The sequence below is a fragment of the Rothia sp. HMSC062F03 genome (assembly GCF_001836905.1).
Taxonomy (GTDB): domain Bacteria; phylum Actinomycetota; class Actinomycetes; order Actinomycetales; family Micrococcaceae; genus Rothia; species Rothia mucilaginosa_A.
Genome location: NZ_KV830882.1, coordinates 151,596 through 171,171, shown reverse-complemented (window position 1 = coordinate 171,171; position 19,576 = coordinate 151,596). Strand labels below are relative to the sequence as shown.

Genomic DNA, 19,576 nt, shown 5'->3' with positions numbered 1-19,576 from the left:
GCGGGGATTCTTTAACCCTCGTGAGGACTAGCGGTACGCCGGCCTACTGGGCGGGGACGATTAGCGCTGAAACGATTAGCGCTGAGCAATCCACTTCTCGGCGGAGGTACCCAGAACCTTCAGCACGCGGCCAACCTGCGGCTCGGCAGCGGCGGCAATCTTCTTGCCCACCAGCGGGATGGAGCAGGAAACCTCGCCGTTGACGTCCAGACGGGTCTTGTCGCCCTCGGGAATCAGGTGCTGGGTGGCGCTGGCCGAAACGGGGATACCGTTGACCTTCACCTCGGTTGCGACGGTGCGCGCACCGTCAGCCGCGGGGGCGCTCACGTTGTCCACCTGGGTCATGGAGACGCCGTTGCCCACGAACTTGCGGGCGATATCCGGAACGCGGTCGGCCGGGATGGTGCGCTCGGTGGTTGCGGTGAACTCGGCGGAGGTGTCACCGGAGACCGAGAAGCTACCGAACTCAACGCCCACCTCGGAGCAGACGAAGCGTGCGAAATCCTCGCTGGAGAAAGCCTCGACGACCTGGTCGACGCTAGCATTGATGACGGTCGATTCCTGAACTGCCATGAAATTTTCCTTTCGTAGTGCGCGATAAACCCCGCGCATCATTCCTCTCTAGGATACGGTGCGCGGGGTTTCGCAACCTAATAATACGATGCGAATTCTGCCGAGAATACGCCGTGGGCGGATAGCGGCAACGGGCCTATACCCGCAGGTCACCGCGTTCTCGGTCGGAGGTTCGCGTGCCGGTCTAAGATGCAAGACTCAGGGGCGTCTTGCACGAATAGGGGAGCGGACCGAAATATTCAGCCCGTGCTGCTAGGCGCCGGTACTGGGCGCTTACTAGGCGCTGGGAGCCATGGCGTCGATGCGTGCCATCTCGGCCTTACCTGCACGGTGCGCGCGGACGGCCTGCTTGCAACGGCCCCAGAAGGAATCGCGGCGGTGAATCTTACCGGCCAGCAGGTCGTGCAGCTCCTCACCCAGCTGGGCCGCGGAGATTTCCGGAGTGGAGACGTAGGGCTCGGCGGTGCGGAAGAGAGAGGGGTTCGACAGCGCCAGATCCAGCTTGTGGAAGAGGTCCTCGCGGCTCTCCACCACAACGGCGTGGCCGCGCTTCTCCATCAGAGCGGTGAAGGGGACCTGATGGTTATCGACAACCTCGTCAAACTCCGCGCGGCGCGGAACGGCCAGGGGCAGAGCACCGGTGCGGCGCGCATCCTGGATGGAACCGGGGCCGCCCTGAACCAGCACAACGCTTGCGTTGGCGTAGTAGTCCAGCAGCTCGGCCGCGGGAAGAAGCTTCAGATTATCCGCGTGCTTAATGGGCGCGGTGTGGCCATGCTGCACGAGGCAGGTGACCTGCGGGTGAGCCTCAAGGTAGGCCTCGACCCAGCGCAGAAGACGGTCAAAAGTGTGAACGTCGGTGCCAAGAGAAACCACCAGATCGTACGTCTTCGTCGGGATGCGAACCGGTGCGACAGCGGGGGTAAATACGGGCAGATCGAACTTGGCGGTATCGACACTGACCTGGGGGAAGTTCTGAATAGACATCGCCTATTCCTCTCTATGTATTTATCGGTAGTAACCCCGCATACCCGATGCAAAAATCCGGAGGGCATCGTATGGATATACGTGGTGGTGTCGTGCCGGAGAGAATGGTGAGTAATCCCCGCATACGCTTCTCTGACGAGTGGTTAGTTCGTGTGGATGGTGAGTCCTCAGCGGAGCGCACGACCTTTATGTATCTGTATGTTTAATAAATACTATACCCCGAAAATAATACCCTCTATGCACTGGAAGGTATTATTTTCGGGATAGGTTCATCACTCTTAAAAAATGGGGTGAATTACGCGAGAATCGGGGAAATTCTTCTGCTGTTCATCGCTCTGAACAATGATGCGATCAGCAATGGTGTACAGCATTTTACCCGTCATCGTCGGCAGAGTCGGGCGGTCAAAACACTCGATGTACAGGGTCTTTACCCGGAAAAGCTTCGCCGCAATAAAGAACGGGACCGCGACACCCGCACCGGCGGAAACCACCGCATCCGGACGTTCCTTCGGAAAAATTCGAAACGCCAAGAAAAGGTTGCGAATAGCATTCTTAATATTGCGCGTCGTCGGATAGTACGCCCAATAAGTCTTCTCATCGGCCAGCGAGGACTCCACGTCGGGCTGCTTAAAGCTAACCCACACGCGATCGTAATCCTGCCAGGCGGCGGCGGTAGCCGTCAGGTGCTTCAAATGGCCACCGCTGCTGGAAACCAACAGGAGCTTGGGCCGGGCCTGGGCGGAGGTTGCCTCAGTCATAAGTATTCTCCTAATACCCCACAAAGGGAGAAACAAAAATGTGATGAGCGGTCGGGGCTCGACAAACCGGAATCGCCGAGCCCCGCACCATAGAGTGAATACCCGCGCGGGTGCGCCCCGACGCTACTCGCGGTCCAGGAAGACCGCCAGGGAGGTGACGCCCTCCAACTGCTCCAGCTGCTGGAACAGCTCACGCACCGACTTCAGCGAAGTAGCTGCGGTGACCGGAACCAGGGCCAGGCCGGCAGCCTGCACGAAACGCAGCTGGGTGGACAGGGGAGTGGCGGTGCTCAGGCTGATGACCAGCGGAGCCTCGCTCTTGGCCACCATCGATTCGGGAGTGTAACGGGTCAGGTCCTCGCGTACCGAAGCGTAATCGGTGAAGCGTGCGTACTCGCTGGGCAGGACGCGCTTCAGCATCTGGTACAGGTGCTCCACGCCGCGGTCGGTGCCCGGCAGAAGCACCACGCCGGAGGCGCCGGCGCTCTTGATATCACCATCGGGAGCACCCACAGTGCGCAACAGCATGAAGGCATCGTTCGCCTCCGAGGTCGAACCCAGCTCGTGCAAGGGGATACCGGCATCCTGCAGGCGGTCAGCGTAGCCGACGTTGCGCATCATGCGGTCGCGGCCGTACGCCAGAACCAGGCCAATCAGCAGACCCGCCACGGCGCCGACAATACCCAGCTTCACCGGGCCAAGAGCCGAGGAAGAAGAAGGAACTTGAGCCTGGCTCATCACGCGGCCACCGGTAGTAGAAGTCAGCTGAATCTGAGCGCGACGCTCCTGCAGCTGGGATACCAGAGCGTTACGGTTCGCGTCCCCCTCCGCGGCGGCAATCTGCTCGTCCAGCTGCTTGGTTGCCGAGTCCACGCTGCTCTTGAGCGCATCGGAACGGACCTGCAGGTAGGAGTTCGCCATCGCGTTCGCGTAACGTGCGGCGTCGTCCGGGTTGGAGCGGGTGACCTCGATATCCAGCACCGAGGTCTGGGAGGTGCCGGTCACCTTCACGGAGTTCATGAGGCGGCTGGTCAGCTGCGCCTCGGAGAGAGTATCGCCCTCGCTAATCAGGGTCTTAGCAGCCTGGGTAGCCACCTCACGAGAGGAAGCCACGCGAGACTCGGTGGCAATGTCGACCTTGGAGGAGTTGGCGCTACCGGTACCGGCCGGGTCCACCACCATCGGGTAGACCACCAGGGAAGCCTTGGCGGTGTACTTGCCGTTGGTCATGTAGCCGTAGGCCGCACCGGCCAGGGCGAACACCACGACCGATACCAGGATCAGCACGGGATGACGAAGAATACGGCGAACCTGGCTACCCAGCGTCACCGAGGAAGTGTGAGAGGTGTTATCCATGAGGACATCCTTGGAAGAGAAAACGGACACTAATATCGGAGAAAGTTTGGAAGATTAGGAGGCGGCGGACTTCGCGCGGCGGGCCGACAGGAATCGCTCGATGCCCAGCGCCTTGCGGAAGCGGAAGAGCACACCGCCGTACACCGGCACCAGAAGCACCACGTACACAATCACGCCCAGCACGCTCTGCCCCAGCAGAAGCAGCGCCACCAGCGCACACGCCGTGGGTACCGCGGCCCCCAGGAACAGCGAGGGAGCCATCTCACGCCACGAGGCGCGGATACCCACCAGGCGGAACACCTGATAGCTGGCCAGGAACGTATCGATGAGCAGAGCCGAAGACCAGGCCGTTACCGCACCGTACAGCCCCCACACGGGAACCAGGGTGAAGTTCAGGACCACGGCCACAACCAGCGAGGACAGCTTATTCAGCAGCTGCCAGCGGCTCTTACCGCTCATTAGCAGCACCGACTGCACGCCACCGGCACTCATCGAGAGCATCGCCGCCGGGCAAATTACCCAGAGGATGCCCGCGCCGGACTCGAAGCCCTTACCGAAGAAATGCAAGAGCACGGGTCCGAAGAACGCCAGGGACAGGTAGAAGGGCCACGACAGAGCCGTCAGCACACGAGTGGTGGACAGGAAGATATCCCGAGCTCGATCCAGCTGGCGGGTCGCCAGCGCCGCGCTAATCGACGGACCGGTCACCACGCGACCGGTGTGCTCAATCATGGTGCCCACGCGGACGCAACGGTTGACCGCGCCGTAGACGCCGCCGGCGGCCGCACCCAGGAAGGCCGTCACCACCAGCACGTCAATCCACTCCAGGATTGTTTCGACCACGGTGGCCACGCCTCGGGCTGAGCTGAAGCTCCAGAAAGAACGGAAAGTCTCCTCCGGGGAATCCTCGGAAGGCAAGACCTCCACGTGTTCCTCATTCGGGAAGGCACGCTCCAACAGCCACAACGCCACAATAGCGGTAATCGCCACCGGAACGGTCCAGGCATACACCAGGTCCATCAGCTGACCCGAGAACAGCACCACCAGTCCCACCGCGCCAAAGCGAAGCGTCGGCAGCAACACGTTCTGGAGCATCGTAAAGGTCACCACGCGGTGCAGACCGCGCAACGCCCCGAAGAAAACCGTCATGAGCGCCGCAACCAGCACAAAGGCCGAACTGACGCGCATGGCCGCTTGATACTCGGGAGCCATCGGCACCAGGGACGAGTACACGTACACGCCCACAACGAGGAAAACCGACGTCACCAGCGAGGGCACGAGGCCGTAGCGGATGAGCTGCGGGAGCAGCCCGTAGCGCCCCAGGGCACGCTGCGCCGAGATGGTGCGCACCAGACCGGTATCCGCACCGAAGGTTACGAGCGAAATCGCGATGGCGAAGAGAGCCATAAGGCGGAAGAACTCACCCGAACCTGCCGCGCCAATACCGTTGGAAACCACCATCGTGGTCACGAACGCGATGCCGGCACCGTAGATTACGCACAGCGAAGCCAGCGAACCGCTCTTGGCGAGGCTGGGCTGCTTCTTGCCCTGCGCCGGCTTTGCCGTCTGAACCGCGCTCGCGGGGGTAGCCTCGCTTGTGGTTCCCTCCTGCACCATGCGGCGAGGCCCGCCGCGATGTGCACCACCCGGGCCCGCATCTGCGGATGCGGCCGAAGCAACGGCGGGGGAGGATCCGAGGAGAACCGAATCGTCCCCGGCGGGCGCGAAGCCCTGAGCGGGAGGCACAATCGACAGGGCCGTAGTGGCCGGGAAACGACCCGAACGGATGTCGTCCACGGTGGGGGCGAAATCGTACCCGTACTCTTCGGCTAGCGCGACCTCCTCGGCCAGGGTTTCCGCCTCCTCACGCAGGCGGGCCCGGCGGCGGGGGTGCTCGCCTCCCGAGGTTATCTCAGCGGGATTCGTCACAGGCCCTCACCCTCCTGAACCGAGCGGAGGCAAGCCATCGAGGCGAGCAACAGAATACTCAGCTGCGCGATATCGAAGCTGTAGAAGATGAAGACGACGCAACTAGCCACCGGCAGACTGTGCAACCAGTACCCCGCCGCGGTCCTCACTCGGGCCCCTGCCACTATAGTGCTCAGAATGAAGAACAGGAACAGTGCCAGACCCACAAAACCGAAGCAGAACATGAGGGTCCACAGGTAGCCCTGAGTACCCATCGACACGCCGATGCTCGGCTCCATACGCGGAGTCCCATACCCAATGATGGGGGACTCGAGCGTAGCCTTCCACGTAGCCCGGTATAGGGCAGCACGTCCACCCGTCGAATCGGAGTAATCCTGTCGACCCAGAATGTGGTCCACAGTACCGGAGGCGAAGAGAGCCACCACCACAGCCATAATCGCCGCAACACCGATACCCACGGCGCGCCAATTGGCGGCCAGGAATTGACGTAGCAGCACGTAGGCGGCGCTGATGCCCAGGCCAATGAACATGCCTCGGTTACTGGTAGCAATCGCGGGGACCGTGGAGAGGGCCATCGCGATGAGCAGCGCGATACGCGTCCAGATGGAGCGCAGACGCAACAGGCAAGCGAGCATCACCGGGGTGAGTAGCGTGTAGGCCAGACCCCAACTATTGGCGTAGGGGAAAGGCGCGGAGGGGCGCACATACGCTTCGGGGGCACCCCAGGGGCGCTGCACCTCCGCCAGGGGAGGCAGCATGTAGTCGCGCACGAGCGGGTTCTGCATGAAGCCCGAGGGCATGATGAAGCTCATGGGGGTGCGCAGACGGAACTCGGGGAAGAGCACGCCGCCGTAACCGAGCACAATGAGCGTGCCCCACAGGGTCGCCAGGCCGCCCAGCAGCTTGTTGAGGCTGATGGAAGACCGAGCGTTGTAGTAGTAGAGGGCGTAGACTCCGGCGCTGAGGATGTTCACGAAGCGCAGACCCCAGCCGATAATGTCGGTGGAACGGGTCAGTGCGAGCGCCGCAACCACGACCCACAGGCTAAATGCGGCCCACACCCACATCGGGCCGGGCACCCGCACATTACCTCGGATGATGAGGTAAAAGAGCATGACGGCGGCCAGCACAATCGGAGCGATCTGCAGGACGCCCAGCGCCCACAGCGCGGGGAAGCCGTAGAGCAGCGTCATGAGCGGCCAAGCCGGCAGCTTCTTCTGCGCGACCGGCTCGGGACGCAGCCGCACCCGGGCGCGCGCAATCGCGTTGGGAAGCCCCGTCGAGGAGTCCTTCAGCGCGAGTGGCGAGGTACCCGGATAGGAGGGAACGGATGAAGTAACCATGTCTGTGCGGTATCCGGGTTAGAGGCCTCGGCCAGTCTTCTGGACGAGCTCGAGCAGGGTCGCGGGCTTAATAATGCCGGTGGAGACCACGTAGGCGGCCCAGGCACGCAGCTGCTTGGGGTCGCGGCGCAACGCGGCGCGTGCGTAGGCGCGCGCCTCCTTGTTGTTGCCCAGGGATGCCTGAGCGTACGCGACCTGACCGGCAATGCGGGCAAGGCCCTTGGGATCCTGCTCGAACTCGGGGAACTTACGCAGGATGTAGGTCAGCCCGTCCACCATGGACTGCCACTTGCCCGAGAAGAAGGAGGGACGATCCCAGAGCACCAGAATCAGCGGCTCGGGCACGCTCAGGATATCGCCGGTGCGGGTCGCGCGCAGCAGCAGGTCGTAGTCCTCGCCGTAGGCGGCGGGCAGTTCCTCATCGACCAGGCCGATGCGGGCGGGCGCACCGTCGACACCGAGCAGATCCTCGCGGGAGTACAGCATGGCGGAGGGGTGAATCTCGGTGATGCGCGAGCGCAGGAAATCCGCGAAGGTTGCGCGCTCGGGTGCCAGGCGCACGATGTCCTGGCCGCCGGAGCGCACGGTGATGCCCGAGGAGATACCCGCAGCCTCGGGGTTTTCGCGCCAGAGGGCAACCTGCTGGGTGAGCTTGGAAGGCACCCAGTAATCGTCGTCGTCGCAGAAGCCAATCATGGCGCCGGTCGAGGCGAGGATACCGCTGTTGCGGCCGCCGGCCAGGCCGCCGGTGCGGGTGTTGGAGCCGATCTTCAGGGCACGGTTTTCGCCGACCTCGATGTCTTCGAGGCGGTCGGGCTCAACGCGGTCGAACACGACGATGACCTCGACGAAGCCGCGGTAGCTCTGGTCCAGGATGGAGCGCACGGCCACGCGCAGCAGCTCGGGGCGCTTGCCGTTGGTCGCGATGACTGCGGAGACGGCGGGGTTGCGAGAGGTGAAGTGCATCATTGGTCTTTCTCCTTACTCGGCGGGGGTGGACAGGCTGACGTACTTGCGGCGCATAGACACCAGAATCGTGGCGGCGTTGGCGAGCAGCAGCAGGGCGTACACGACCACAAAGAACGGACCAAAGCCGAGGAAGATGTAAATCCAGCAGAGGGTTCCGGCGTCCATGTGCAGGTTGACGAAGGAACGCAGGGGGCCGCCGGTCGGGGGAGCGGCGGTCTTGCGGTTATTGCGCAGCTGCTCGGCAAGAATCTGGCTCATGAAGTGGCCCGCGGTGAGAGCGGTGAAAATCATGGGCATGGCGATGAGCCAGCCGTTGAAGGCGTGGGACCCGCTGAAGGAGTAGTGCGCGGGGTACAGGAAGAAGGAGAGCAGGGTGGCCATGTGCACGGAGGGCACTCGAATCGAGTCAACCACGTGGTCGAGCCATTCGCCGGCGGGGGAGGATGCGCCGGTCACGCGGGCTACCTGGCCGTCGGCGGAGTCCAGGCCGTAACCGAGTGCGAAGAGCAGGGCTACGCAGATGCCCACACCCACGGAGGGCGGGCAGGCGATGAGCACGATAAGACCGGCTGCGGAGCAGGCGGCGGAGATGGCGGTGACTCCGTTGGGAGTGATGCCCAGGGCCACGGCGGCAGCGGCAAAGTAGCGGGCGACGCGACGGTTGACCCAGCGGGTGTAGGCGGGCACGCCAATACCGGGCTTTTGAGCGGCCTCCAGGGAACGCAGGGTGCTGGAGAAGGTGGCGGCAAATCCCGATGAGGGGGTTGAATTCGGGGTGTGAGGTGCCTCGGAGGTGGACATGCACAATTCCTTTGAATCGGTGAGAGGAGTGAAGGAGAGCGAATTACTCCCTTTCGGGATGGGCGCGAGAAAGTCCGGAAGTCTCGCCTAAGAAATGAGTGGTTAGCTCCTTTTCTCAGTACACCACTATATCGATATTTTACAACGAGATAAAGCGGAAACCTTCTCGCGGGATAGGTGTCTAGCAATATGTCTTAAAACTCACTGACTAAGCCCTTTGGTGTATTTTCCCTTGTGTGAAGAGGGATATGCGCCGGTCTATTTGAGCGGTACGAATCCCCTTCTGAAGTGCGACTAACACCCCCGGTATATCGCTGGGGCTCAAATAATTAGATGCCTCTAATCATTTGAGAATAATTCACTCTCACGAACACGAAAAAGTATTTTATTCGCACAAATGGGGTTTGATTTTCCGAAATCATTCGGAAAATCAAACCCCATGGCGGAATCCGCAGAATGTGCCCCGCGCTAGACGGAGTGCTTAGCCTCGGCGTGCGGAAAGAGGAACGCGGGTGCCCACACCCTCACGCACGGTGCGGACGCTACGGCCCTGCTGAGCATTCTCAGCGGTGGCGGCTCGCTCACCGTTCTCATTGTTCTGGGCGGCAGGCTTTTCCTGGTTCTGCGCGGCCGCGGTGACGATGGCCTGCAGATCGAAGCTGACACCCGTGCGGGTGAACCAACCGCCTCGAGCGCCGTGCACCTCAACGGCGATGAGGTTCGTACCCGCCTTCAGCTGAGAAGCCGGAACCGTGAAGGTCACCGGGGTCTTCTGGGCCTGCTCGGCAGACACGCTGCGCGTCGCAACGGCGGTGTTCCAGAGGGGCAGCTTGGTACCGAAACCTGCGCGACCCACTTCCTGACCGTTGACCGCCACCGCAACGGCATCGTCCGCGTAGGTGGTCAGCTTCAGGTCGCGGCTTGCCTGATCGCGGGTGAGGTTAATCGTGGTGTAGGCGTAGATGTTGTTGTACACGCGGCTGTAACGAATCGGAACACGGGTGTTGAAGTTACCCGCGCCCAGGCCGATGGGGGCGCGGCCCTTGTTCCAGCTGGTGTTGGCCAGATCCTCGAGAGAGAAGTGGAAGTCGTACTTCCACGCCTTCGCGCGGTTCGGTGTCCTATCGGATACAACGTAATTCCAGGTGGAGCCGTAGGGCAGAACAACCTGCTCCTTGGGTGCCGGGTCAGGCTGCGGTTCCTCGGTCTTCGTGTTCTCAACCGTGGGGCTTGCCGTGGGAGTCTCCGCGGGGCTCTCCGAAGCGGTGGCCTCAGCACTGGGGCTCTCGGCCGGGCTCTCCGAAGGGCTGGCGGTGGGAGTCTCGATGGGGCTCTCCGAGGCGGTGGCCTCGGGGGTCGGGCGGACGGGCGAAATCTGGACTCCGGTCGAAGCCGAGAAGTTGTTCGAGGCATCCACGGCACGCACAAAGTAGTGCGCGCCATCGCGGTGCTCCACCTCGTAGGAGGTGCCCGAGACGGTAGCAATCGGACGGTCGTCGCGCAGAACCTGGTAGCGCACGGTGCCGCTATCGGTCACGGAATCCCAGGTCAGAGCGTCCTTATCGTCCTTGAGCTCCACCTTCAGGTTCTGAGGCGTAGCCGGCGGAGTCACGTCACGCTGCTCGAAACGCGCAAAACCAACGGTGTTCTGGACACCGTTGACGCCCAGGGTGCGGTGAATATCGCCACCGACCCACAGGGTGCCGGTGGAGTCCACGAAGGACTCCCAGATGCCGAAGCCGTGATCGCCCTTAATGGCGGGGGCGAATTCGGGCAGCATCTTACCGGTCTCCGGGTCGAAGGCAGCCACAAGCTTCACCGAATGAATCACGGTGGATTCGGTGAGCGGCGCACGCTTGGTGTGCGAATTCTGGTACAGGAAATCGCCGCAGTGGCAAGCACCGTAGAGAGTATTACGTTCCTTATCCAGGTGCAGATCCTGGAAGTCGCCACCTTCACGGGTAATCGCGGTGTAGGTAGGACGCATATCGCTCTTGTCGTAGCGAGAGATGAGGTGCTCCGTACCGCCAACCCAGACTCCGGATCCGGTGTCTTGAACGTCGAACTGGAAGCCCCAGACCTTCGTTTCGTGCATCAGGTCGTTCACGTTCGCACCGGCGGGAATCTCGGAGTTCTGGTAAGACCAGTTACCGCCCTTCTGGAGGTTCTCGGTAATATCTGCCACGCGGTACGCCAGGGCGCCGTTCAGCCAGGTAAAGTAACCGGCCACGTACACGTGCGAGTTATCTTTGGAAGCACTGATGCCGTTCACGGTGCCGTTAAACACCTGGCGCCAGTCGCGGTCGATGCTCACGATACCGGGCACACCATTGGAGGGGGCGCCCAGCTTGAAGCGCGCGATATTGCGGGAGTATGCGACGCCCGAGTTCTCGCTCTCCTTGACGTGGGTGAAGGAGCCACCGATGTACACGTAGTCGCCTTGGCGGTGAATGGTCTTCACCACGAGCTCATTGCCCTTAATGCGGTTGGAGATGCTCACGTTTTCCCACTCGGGGGCAACCTCACCGGTGGAGGCGTCCACGACCACGAAACCCGAGAAGGGACGGCCGTTTACCGTGGTGAAGTAGCCGCCGATTGCCAGACGGTTATTCGGCAGGGCCTCAACCGCCTTGACCTGGCCGTTGAGCGTCAGGTGGAAGTCACGGCGCAGCTCGCCGGTCTTCGGATCGAAGCCCGCGATGTTGGACTGGTTCACGACCTCGCCCGTGGAAGACTCCAGGTACTTGAAATCACCGCCGATGAACACGGTAGAGGAGTTCTCGTCGTGCTTGACCTCGGTGATGGCCTCAACGTAGGTGTGCATCTCGTCGGTCTTGCCGCTGGAAGTCGCGGAACTCGTGCGCCAGCGCCAGGTAGCCGAACGGCTATTGGGCAGCTGGCGACGCTGGCTGGCCTCGGTGCCCTTCACGCCAATTTGGGTCAGCTTCAGGTCGCTCTGGGTCAGCTTGGGGCGCAGGAACATCTGGGTGTAGCCCAAAGCGCTCTGGGTCGTACCCTCTTTGGTGTAGATGTAGGAGTTGCGCGAATCGCTCATGGAGGGTTCGGAACCGTCCTGAGAGATGGGGGAATTCTTACCGTAGCGGAAGCCAATGCGGTAATCCTGCTTGGGCATCTCCTCAAAGAGCAGAGCCTTGAAACCGTTATCCTGGCCACGCAACAGGTGATCCTGCCAGGTGCCGTTGGCCCAATCCCGGCGACCGTTCTCGTTGTACGCGGAGAACTCGTCGGGGTTCTGGATTACGGTGTTGGACCAGATAGCGTCGGCACGCAGGGCCCAGGTCCACTCGGAGGTCTGGCGGCGCTGCACGGTTACCTCCTGCCACTTGGTGCCGGAGGTGTTCAGCACGCGGCGGAAGCGGTAACCATCGGTGAGATCCTGCGGAGAGGTGCCGTTGAGCAACTCGCTAATGGTGGTGCCCGAAAGCTGCACCGGGGTCGTGGCCGCGGGCAGTGAAGAGTAGGGACGAACCTGGTCCTGGTTGAGCGTCAGGCCGGAGGATGCGGGCGCCGCGGAGCTATACAGTTGAGCGGGGTCGCCCTGACCCTCGTAGCCTTCGGTCCAGCCGTCGCGGCCCTCAGCAATCTTGACCCAGCCGCCACCGTCGGTCTCCTGATCGCAGTAGAACTGGGTCGGTGCGCTCATAGCCGGGGTGTACAGCCAGTAGGCGCCGCTCTTCGCCTCGGGGTTGGCCTGCTTAGCCTCCCAACAGCTGGCAGCGGCACGCTCGGAGGTGGTGCCGTTGTAGAAGGACGAATCTTTCTGAACGTTCGTCTGCTCGGCGGTCTTCTCGACCGCGGCACCCGGTGTCAGTGTGGGAAGAGCGGCGGGCATTGCCAACGCGGTTGCAATGCTGAGGCACAGAGTCGAACGAGTTATTGCGGAACGAGAAAAGCCGGACCCCGTTATCTCAAAAAGGGCTTTCATAATATCTCCAGGTGAATGCCAAAAATTGTATGAAAACGCAGCATCATTAATGCGTTGTGTACGATACCGGCCCGAACTAAACCGCGCAGACCGGCACCTTAATTAGTCCCTAGCAATCAGGGTTATTCGGGAAATCGTGGGTTGCAATCTTCCACTGACCGTTAACCTGAACGAGGGTATAGATATTGAGTGAACGCTTGGGAGAACTATCATCCTTGACGGGCTGATTGTTCTCATCGTAAATCTTGACCGAGGAGGAGTCCATGCACACTTCCAGCAGGCGTGCGGGCTGACCCTTGTACTCGGTATCGGCCATGCGGGGCGTGCCCACCACGGTGGAGGAACCCTCATAGTGCCAACCAGCCAAAGCGTATTCGGAGGCCTGCACCGCAAACTCGGAGGCGGCGGAATCCACGGCAATGTTTTCGATGGCACGAATCGTGTCCTCATCGAGGACCGCGCGAGCCTTCTCCGTATTCTGCGCCTGAGCGTCCTCATCGCTGGTGGGCTCGCTGGTTGCCTCCGGCGAAGCCGCGGCGGAGGGAGCCGGCTTAACCTTGGAGAGGATGTCCTCGTAGGAGTTTACGAGCTCGGTGGTCTTCTTGACCTCGGCATTATCGGTGGGCACCGGAGAGGCCTTCTTCATGTCTTCAGAGCCGGTGTAAATCTCCTCCAGCTTCTGGCCGTCAGAGGAGGTAGCCTCAGTGCTTGCGGAGGGGTTAGCCTCCGAGGAGCCCTGATCGGGGATGCGGCTGGACGAGGCCGAAGCCTGCGCGTCGGTAGCCGAGGAAGACGAAGCTGCGGAGGCGCTGGTGGAAGCGCTCGCCGAGGGCGTGGCCGACGAAGAGCTCTGCGCGGTGGAGTTCTCGGAAGCGCAGGCGCTGAGCAGAAGCGCAGACACCGCGAGGGTGCTCAGAGCGCCGAGGCGACGGGCTTTTGAAGAACCCGCAGAGAAAAGGTTGGACATGGGAAGCCTCTTAGGTGGTTGGAGTGAGACGGTCAATATTCCGGAAGGATAATACCGCGCCCGGAGGCTCGGCCCCTAAAGGCTATCACGCCAAGCTGGGAAAATACCCGGACTTTAAAGATTGCATTTTCATAACATTTGAGAATAAAGAACAGGTATTGCTGGGTATAAACCTGCATATGAAGGAAATGTATATCTTTAGGTGAGAAAACTATGACGCATCCGAGGGAAATGCATACACTATGTGCAAAATGCCCCGGGTGAGTTGTACAACTAACCCGGGGCATTAGGGCGAATATCACGTTGAATTAAACGTTATATTACTCGATATCCGCTCTGAAAAGGGGTTATGTTGCCCGCACGGCCTGGGTACTCGCGGAATAATTGCCCGAGGTATCCACCGCACGCACGTAATACTTGGCGCCATCGCGATGATCAACCGAGTAGTGCGTGTCCGTCACCGTCGCAATCGGACGGTCATCGCGCAACACCTGGTAGGTCACTCGCTTCTCCGGCACAGCGGACCAGCTCAGCTGATCCTTCGCACCGTTATGCTTCACCTGCAGGTTCTGCGGGGTCTCCGGGGGAGTCACGTCGCGAGCAGCGTAGCGAGCGAAGCCCACGGTGTCCTGCACGCCGTTAGCACCCAGAGACTTGCTGATGTCGCCGCCGACCCACAGGGTACCGGTCGAATCCACGAAGGACTCCCACACGCCGTAGCCGTGCGCGCCGTTCATAATCGGGGCCCACTCCGGCAGCACCTGGCCGGTATCCTTATCGAAGGCCGCGACCAGACGAATCGTCTGGGCATCCGTGGCGTTCTTCCACTCCGCATCGATCTTGGTTGCGCCCTGGTAGATGAAGTCACCGCAGTGGCAGGCACCGTAGATAGTCTTACCGCTCAGATGCAGATCCTGGAAGTCGCCACCCTCGCGAGTAATCGCGCTGTAGGTACGCTGCATGCTCGACTTATCGTAGCGGCTAATCATGTGCTCGGTACCGCCCAGCCAGACGGAGGAGCCGGCGTCCTGAACGTCGAACTGGAAGCCCCACATCTTACGCTCGTTCTTCAGGTCCCAGGTCCGGGCGCTGGAAGGAACGTACGAGGGCTCGTGGGTCCAGTCGCCGCCGCTCTGGCGGGGATTGGTGATGTTGGCGATGCGGAAAGCCTCACCGCCGTTAAGCTGCGTGAAGTAGCCGGCCACGTACACGTGGCTGTTGCCCTCGGAAGCGCTCACACCGTTCACCGTGCCGTTGAAGACCGGACGCCAGTTCCAGTCCACCTCGCCGTTGCTCAGCTTGATGCGGGCCAGGTTCCTGGAGTAGGCGTACGTGGGGGAGGTGTTACCCTTCAGGTGCGTGAAGGAGCCACCGAGGTACAGGTACCCGTCGCGGACGTGCAGGGTCTTCACCTGCACCGGCAGGGAAGAGATGCGGCTCTGAACGTGAATATCCCACTGCTTCGCCACCTGACCGGTCTTCGGATCCAGCAGCACGAAGCCGTTGTGGTTCTCACCGTTCACCGTGTCGAAGGTGCCGCCCACAGCCAACAGGCCATTCGGAAGCGCCTCAACCGACTTCACCTGACCGTTGATGCTCGGGCGGAAGGAACGGCGCAACTCGCCGGTACCCACCTCGTAAGCCGCGAGGAAAGCCTGGTCGACCTTCTCGCCGCTAGCCGATTCGACGTAGGCAAAGTCGCCGCCGGTGAAGACCGCGCCGCCCACCTCGGTAATGGCCTCCACCTGGGTGTTCATCTCACCGTTCTTGCCGGTACCGGTCGTCTTACTCGTACGCCACTTCCACTTCTCGGAGTAGCTATTGGGTAGTGCGCGGCGGTTGCTTGCCTCGGCACCCTGCTGGCCGTAGTCGTGCAGACCCTTAGCCGCCAGATCGTTCTGCGTCAGCTTCGGGCGCAGGAAAATCTGGGTAAAGACCAGGGGCGTGGAATGGTCGTTCGCCGGACGGTAGATATACGAAGAAGTCCTGTTCAGCAGGTAATTCTGGAACCAACCCGTAATCCTAGCGTTCGGGCCGTAGGTAAAGCCCAGCTTGTAACCCTGCGAGGGCTTCTCCGCGAAGTACAGGGAACGGTAATCGTCCGAATAGCCGTAACGGAAGATATTGCCCTCAGTCTTATCCTGACTGTAGTAGTTGTAGCCACGGTACTGTCGCGGATGAGTAATCGAAATGTTCGACCAGTACATCGTTGCGCGGAAGGTCCAGGACCACTCGGTGCTTGCGGCACGCGTCGCCTTGAAATCCTGCCACGCGGTACCGTTCACGTTCATGGCGCGGTGGAAGCGTACGCCGTCGGGCAGATCCTGCGGACGGGTACCGTTCAGCAGCGCGTTCACCGTCTGACCCGGCAACTGCACCGCGTCAAAACCGGTGGGGTTCTGGTACAGCTGTTTGGTATCGCCACGACCGTTGTAGTTCTCGGTCCAGCTCTCACGGCCTCGACCAATCATGACCCAGCCGCCGCCGTCGGTCTCCTGATCGCAGTAGAACTGCTCCGGGGCACTCATCTGCGGGGTGTACAGCCAGTATGCGCCGCTCTTGGCGTTCGACTTGTTTTGCTTAACCTCCCAGCAGCTGGCCGCGGCTCGCTCGCTCGAGGAACCATCATAGTAGCCGGCATCGGCGGCCTGCGCACCCGAAGCAATCGGGCCCAGCGAAGCAACCACCATCGCGGCGGAAGCCACCGCGGCGCCCCAAGCCCGGGACCTCGAACGGGACGCTACGTCAGAACTGGGGGGAACGGCGTCGCCGCCGGAGGTCAGGGAACGAGAACGCCCCCGACGCATCAACGGAAGAAAATTCATTGTCTCTCCTCAGAGACCTCAACCGGTAGCGGGCGCGTTTCTCATGCTCGGCTCTCTTGCGCATCGGTGCTGCGAGCGCCTTAAAGAAAGCCGCTCAACCCGAGCTAACAGCGTGTCCACCATCGGAATCAGTGAGTGTAGTTATCGGAAATTGAATGAATACGTTCAGAACCTGTCGGCGGGTGACCCGCCGGCTGCCCCTGAACGCGTTCAACCGCATCACCTGACGTCGCCGGAGCGGCCGCTAAGAAGATGCGGAACGGATCTGACCGCCGATGCGAACCCTGCGGGCCGCGTCAAGCTCGGAAAGAACCAAAACCAGGGGGGGGTAGCGATACCCCGGGTGCGCCGCCGCCTGCGAGAGTTCCGCGGGGAACCTCTCGCAGGCGACAGCCGGGAAAGACGCGGGCTCATTCAGCCCGCGACGGGGGTGCTAGGCCTGAACCGCACCCGTAGAGGCCGAGTAATTCTCGGAACCATCGATTGCGCGCACGTAGTAGCGGGCGCCGTCGGTGTGCTCCACCTCGTAGCTGGTGCCGCTCACAGTGGCAATCACGCGGTCATCGCGCAGCACCTGGTAGCGCACGCCGCCCTCACGAACGCCGGACCACGAGAGCTTATCGGTCGAACCATCTCGACGGGCCGAAAGGTTCGAGGGAGTAGCCGGGGGAGTCACGTCGCGAGCCGCGAAGCGGGCAAAGCCCACGGTACGCTGCTCACCGTTAGCACCCAGCGAGCGGTTAATGTCGCCGCCCACCCACAGGTTGCCGCGCGAATCCACGAAGGACTCCCACACGCCGTAGCCGCTGGCGCCCTTGAGCACCGGGCTGAACTCGCCGATGACCTCGCCGCTGTCCTTATCGAAAGCGGCCACCAGACGCATGCGGTGAACGGCCTTCGATTCCTTCCAGTACGTGTGGTAGCCGGTCGAGCCCTCGAAGAGAACGTCGCCGCAGTGGCAAGCACCGTAAATCGTGTTACCGCTCAGGTGCAGGTCCTGCCAGTCGCCGCCGTACTTAGAGATGGACGAAGAAATACGGCCGTAACCGTTCTTCGAGTAGTTAGCGATCAGGTGGTCGGCACCGCCGGTCCACACGGTCGAGCCGGCATCCTGAACATCGAACTGGAACGCGTACACAATGCGGTCAGTAATGTTCAGCTTCAGCGAGGGTTCCCACTCCCACTTAATGTTCGAAGCGTCGGAGCCCTTCAACGCGGCCAGACGGAAAGCGCGCTGATTGTTCAGCTCGGTAAAGTAACCGGCGGCGTGAACCGTCGAATTATCGGAAGCAGCGGTAATACCGTTGACCGTGCCGTTGAAGTTCGGGCGCCAATTCCAGTCCACCGCACCGTTGGAGAGCTTGATGCGGGCCGCACCACGCGAGTAAGCGTACGCCTTAGACGTATTGCCCTTCACGTGGGTGAAGTTACCGCCGATGTAGAGGTAACCGTCCTGCACCAGCAGGGTCTTCACCTGAGCCGCATCGCCGTTACGGCGCTGCACCTGAACATCCCAGGTACGGTCAATCTGGCCGGTGGTCGCATCCAGAATCACGAAGTGGTTGACCTTCTCGCCGTTGACCTCGGTGAACTCGCCACCAACCGCCAGGCGGTTATTCGGCAGGGCCTCAAGCGCCTTAATCTGACCGTTGAAGGTCGGGCGGAAGGAACGAACCAGCTCGCCCGAATCCACGTTGTAACCGGCCAGGAAGGACTGGTTCACGCGCTCGCCACCGGCCGACTCGACGTACTTGAAGTCGCCGCCGGTGAAGACCGTATCGCCCACCTGGGTGATGGCCTGAACGTAGGTGTTCATCTCGTTCTTCTTGCCGGTACCGGTCTGCTCGCTCGTACGCCAACGCACGGGCATCGTGTAGCTATTGGGCAGGGCGCGACGGTTGCTTGCCGCGGAACCCGAACCGATCGAGGAGAAGTGCAGGTCGTTCTGCGTCAGCTTCGGGCGCAAGAACACCTGGGTGAAGGGGATGGAGTAACCGGCCGAGCCGCGCTTCTGGTAGATGTACGAATCCGGGTTTTCGCTACCGAAGTTCACCAGCGCACCGTACGCAAAACCAATCTGGTAACCCTGGTTCGGGTTCGCGAAGAACTTCACGGAGCTGGTCGTGATGCCCGGCGCCATCTGCGAGGCGAAAAGACCCATGTGGGCGGTGCGGTTAATACCCGCGCCCGAGAAGCGCACGGTACCCCAGCGCTGGGCGTAGCTCATGGCCCAGGTCCACTGATCCGTCTGGGGGCGCTGAACGTACACATCCTGCCACTGGGTGCCCTTCGCGTTGTGCGCACGGTGCAGGCGCATGCCGTCGGGGAGGTCCTGCGGCTTAATACCGTTCAGCAGGGCATCCACGGTGGTGCCCGAGAGCTGGACCGGGGTGAACGCGGCCGGTCCGGTCGGGTTCTGGTGCAGCTGATTCGGGTCGCCCGTGCCGTTGTAGGACTCGGTCCAGCCCTCTCGGCCGCGGCCAACCATGACCCAGCCGCCGCCGTCGGTCTCCTGATCGCAGTAGAACTGCGCGGGACCGCTCATGGCCGGGGTGTACAGCCAGTAGGTGCCAGAAGAGGCCGAGGGGTTGACCTGCTTGACCTCGTAACATGAAGCAGCCGCCTTATCGCTGCTGGAGCCATCGTGGGTTCCGATCGCGGCGGAGGCGGGCGTAGAGGGAATCAAAGGTGCCGCGGCAAACGCGGTACCCATAGCGAGTGCGAATGCGGCCCACTTTTTCGCCGCCCGCTTGCGGGGCGCGGCGTCGGGACGCTGTGTGTATGTGGTTGTCATATGTGTCTTTCTGATGCGACGTTCCGGAAGAAACATCGAAAGAAACGGTGATATTGAGACCTCAAAGAAGCACAGCGCATCACGAAATGCATATAAAAGGTGGTAATTCTTTAAAACACTTCGTTTCGGAAGAATGCGTGAGAGTGCTCTCATCGGTGTATTGACTAGCGTACAGGATGAAGCTGAGAATTCGGGGCCCGGAGGCTCTGCGCGCATACCGGAAAAATGTGATTTGTGCCCTAAATGTTGAGGAGAGAGAAAGACTCCGAAAATCACGCAGACCGGGCACCCTCGAAATATAAGAAACTGGCACGCAGAATATTTAAGA

The 19,576-nt window shown here is 61.4% G+C and carries 12 protein-coding genes; all 12 read right to left on the bottom strand.

Features of this window, described 5'->3' with window-relative positions:
- Positions 1 to 75: 75 nt before the first annotated feature.
- The 12 genes from HMPREF2674_RS04985 to HMPREF2674_RS04930 all read right to left on the bottom strand — a co-directional run bounded on the left by HMPREF2674_RS04985 (position 76) and on the right by HMPREF2674_RS04930 (position 19,248).
- Complete coding sequence (locus HMPREF2674_RS04985) at positions 76 to 573, bottom strand: DUF2505 domain-containing protein (RefSeq protein ID WP_049332932.1); 498 nt, start codon at positions 571 to 573, stop codon at positions 76 to 78.
- 276 nt (positions 574 to 849) lie between these two features.
- On the bottom strand, positions 850 to 1,560 hold the full coding sequence (locus tag HMPREF2674_RS04980) for a glycosyltransferase (protein WP_070483017.1): 711 nt from the start codon (positions 1,558 to 1,560) through the stop codon (positions 850 to 852).
- A gap of 278 nt (positions 1,561 to 1,838) precedes the next feature.
- Positions 1,839 to 2,318, bottom strand: a complete 480-nt coding sequence (pssD, locus tag HMPREF2674_RS04975; RefSeq protein WP_049332927.1) for a PssD/Cps14F family polysaccharide biosynthesis glycosyltransferase — start codon at positions 2,316 to 2,318, stop codon at positions 1,839 to 1,841.
- Between the two features lie 123 nt (positions 2,319 to 2,441).
- Positions 2,442 to 3,674, bottom strand: coding sequence for a GumC domain-containing protein (locus HMPREF2674_RS04970; RefSeq protein ID WP_070824987.1), 1,233 nt, complete (start codon positions 3,672 to 3,674; stop codon positions 2,442 to 2,444).
- A gap of 54 nt (positions 3,675 to 3,728) precedes the next feature.
- Positions 3,729 to 5,603, bottom strand: a complete 1,875-nt coding sequence (locus HMPREF2674_RS04965) for an oligosaccharide flippase family protein (RefSeq protein WP_070824986.1) — start codon at positions 5,601 to 5,603, stop codon at positions 3,729 to 3,731.
- Positions 5,600 to 6,946 carry an O-antigen ligase family protein gene (locus tag HMPREF2674_RS04960; RefSeq protein ID WP_070824985.1) on the bottom strand — a complete coding sequence of 449 codons (1,347 nt, stop codon included), beginning with the start codon at positions 6,944 to 6,946 and terminating at the stop codon, positions 5,600 to 5,602. Before HMPREF2674_RS04960 ends, HMPREF2674_RS04965 begins: the two co-directional genes overlap by 4 nt.
- Before the next feature lie 18 nt (positions 6,947 to 6,964).
- Positions 6,965 to 7,915: a glycosyltransferase family 2 protein gene (locus HMPREF2674_RS04955; protein WP_070824984.1), complete on the bottom strand. Its 951-nt coding sequence runs from the start codon at positions 7,913 to 7,915 to the stop codon at positions 6,965 to 6,967.
- Positions 7,916 to 7,927: 12 nt separating this feature from the next.
- Positions 7,928 to 8,716 carry a CDP-alcohol phosphatidyltransferase family protein gene (locus tag HMPREF2674_RS04950; RefSeq protein ID WP_070824983.1) on the bottom strand — a complete coding sequence of 263 codons (789 nt, stop codon included), beginning with the start codon at positions 8,714 to 8,716 and terminating at the stop codon, positions 7,928 to 7,930.
- A gap of 481 nt (positions 8,717 to 9,197) precedes the next feature.
- The gene (locus HMPREF2674_RS04945) at positions 9,198 to 12,569 is read right to left on the bottom strand and encodes a fibrinogen-like YCDxxxxGGGW domain-containing protein (RefSeq protein WP_246826179.1); all 3,372 of its coding nucleotides are present in this window, start codon (positions 12,567 to 12,569) and stop codon (positions 9,198 to 9,200) included.
- Between the two features lie 202 nt (positions 12,570 to 12,771).
- Positions 12,772 to 13,629, bottom strand: a complete 858-nt coding sequence (locus HMPREF2674_RS04940; protein ID WP_070824981.1) for an IMS domain-containing protein — start codon at positions 13,627 to 13,629, stop codon at positions 12,772 to 12,774.
- 347 nt (positions 13,630 to 13,976) lie between these two features.
- Positions 13,977 to 16,454, bottom strand: a complete 2,478-nt coding sequence (locus HMPREF2674_RS04935; protein WP_070824980.1) for a fibrinogen-like YCDxxxxGGGW domain-containing protein — start codon at positions 16,452 to 16,454, stop codon at positions 13,977 to 13,979.
- A 433-nt stretch (positions 16,455 to 16,887) separates the two neighbouring features.
- Positions 16,888 to 19,248: a fibrinogen-like YCDxxxxGGGW domain-containing protein gene (locus tag HMPREF2674_RS04930; RefSeq protein ID WP_070824979.1), complete on the bottom strand. Its 2,361-nt coding sequence runs from the start codon at positions 19,246 to 19,248 to the stop codon at positions 16,888 to 16,890.
- Positions 19,249 to 19,576 lie beyond the last annotated feature (328 nt).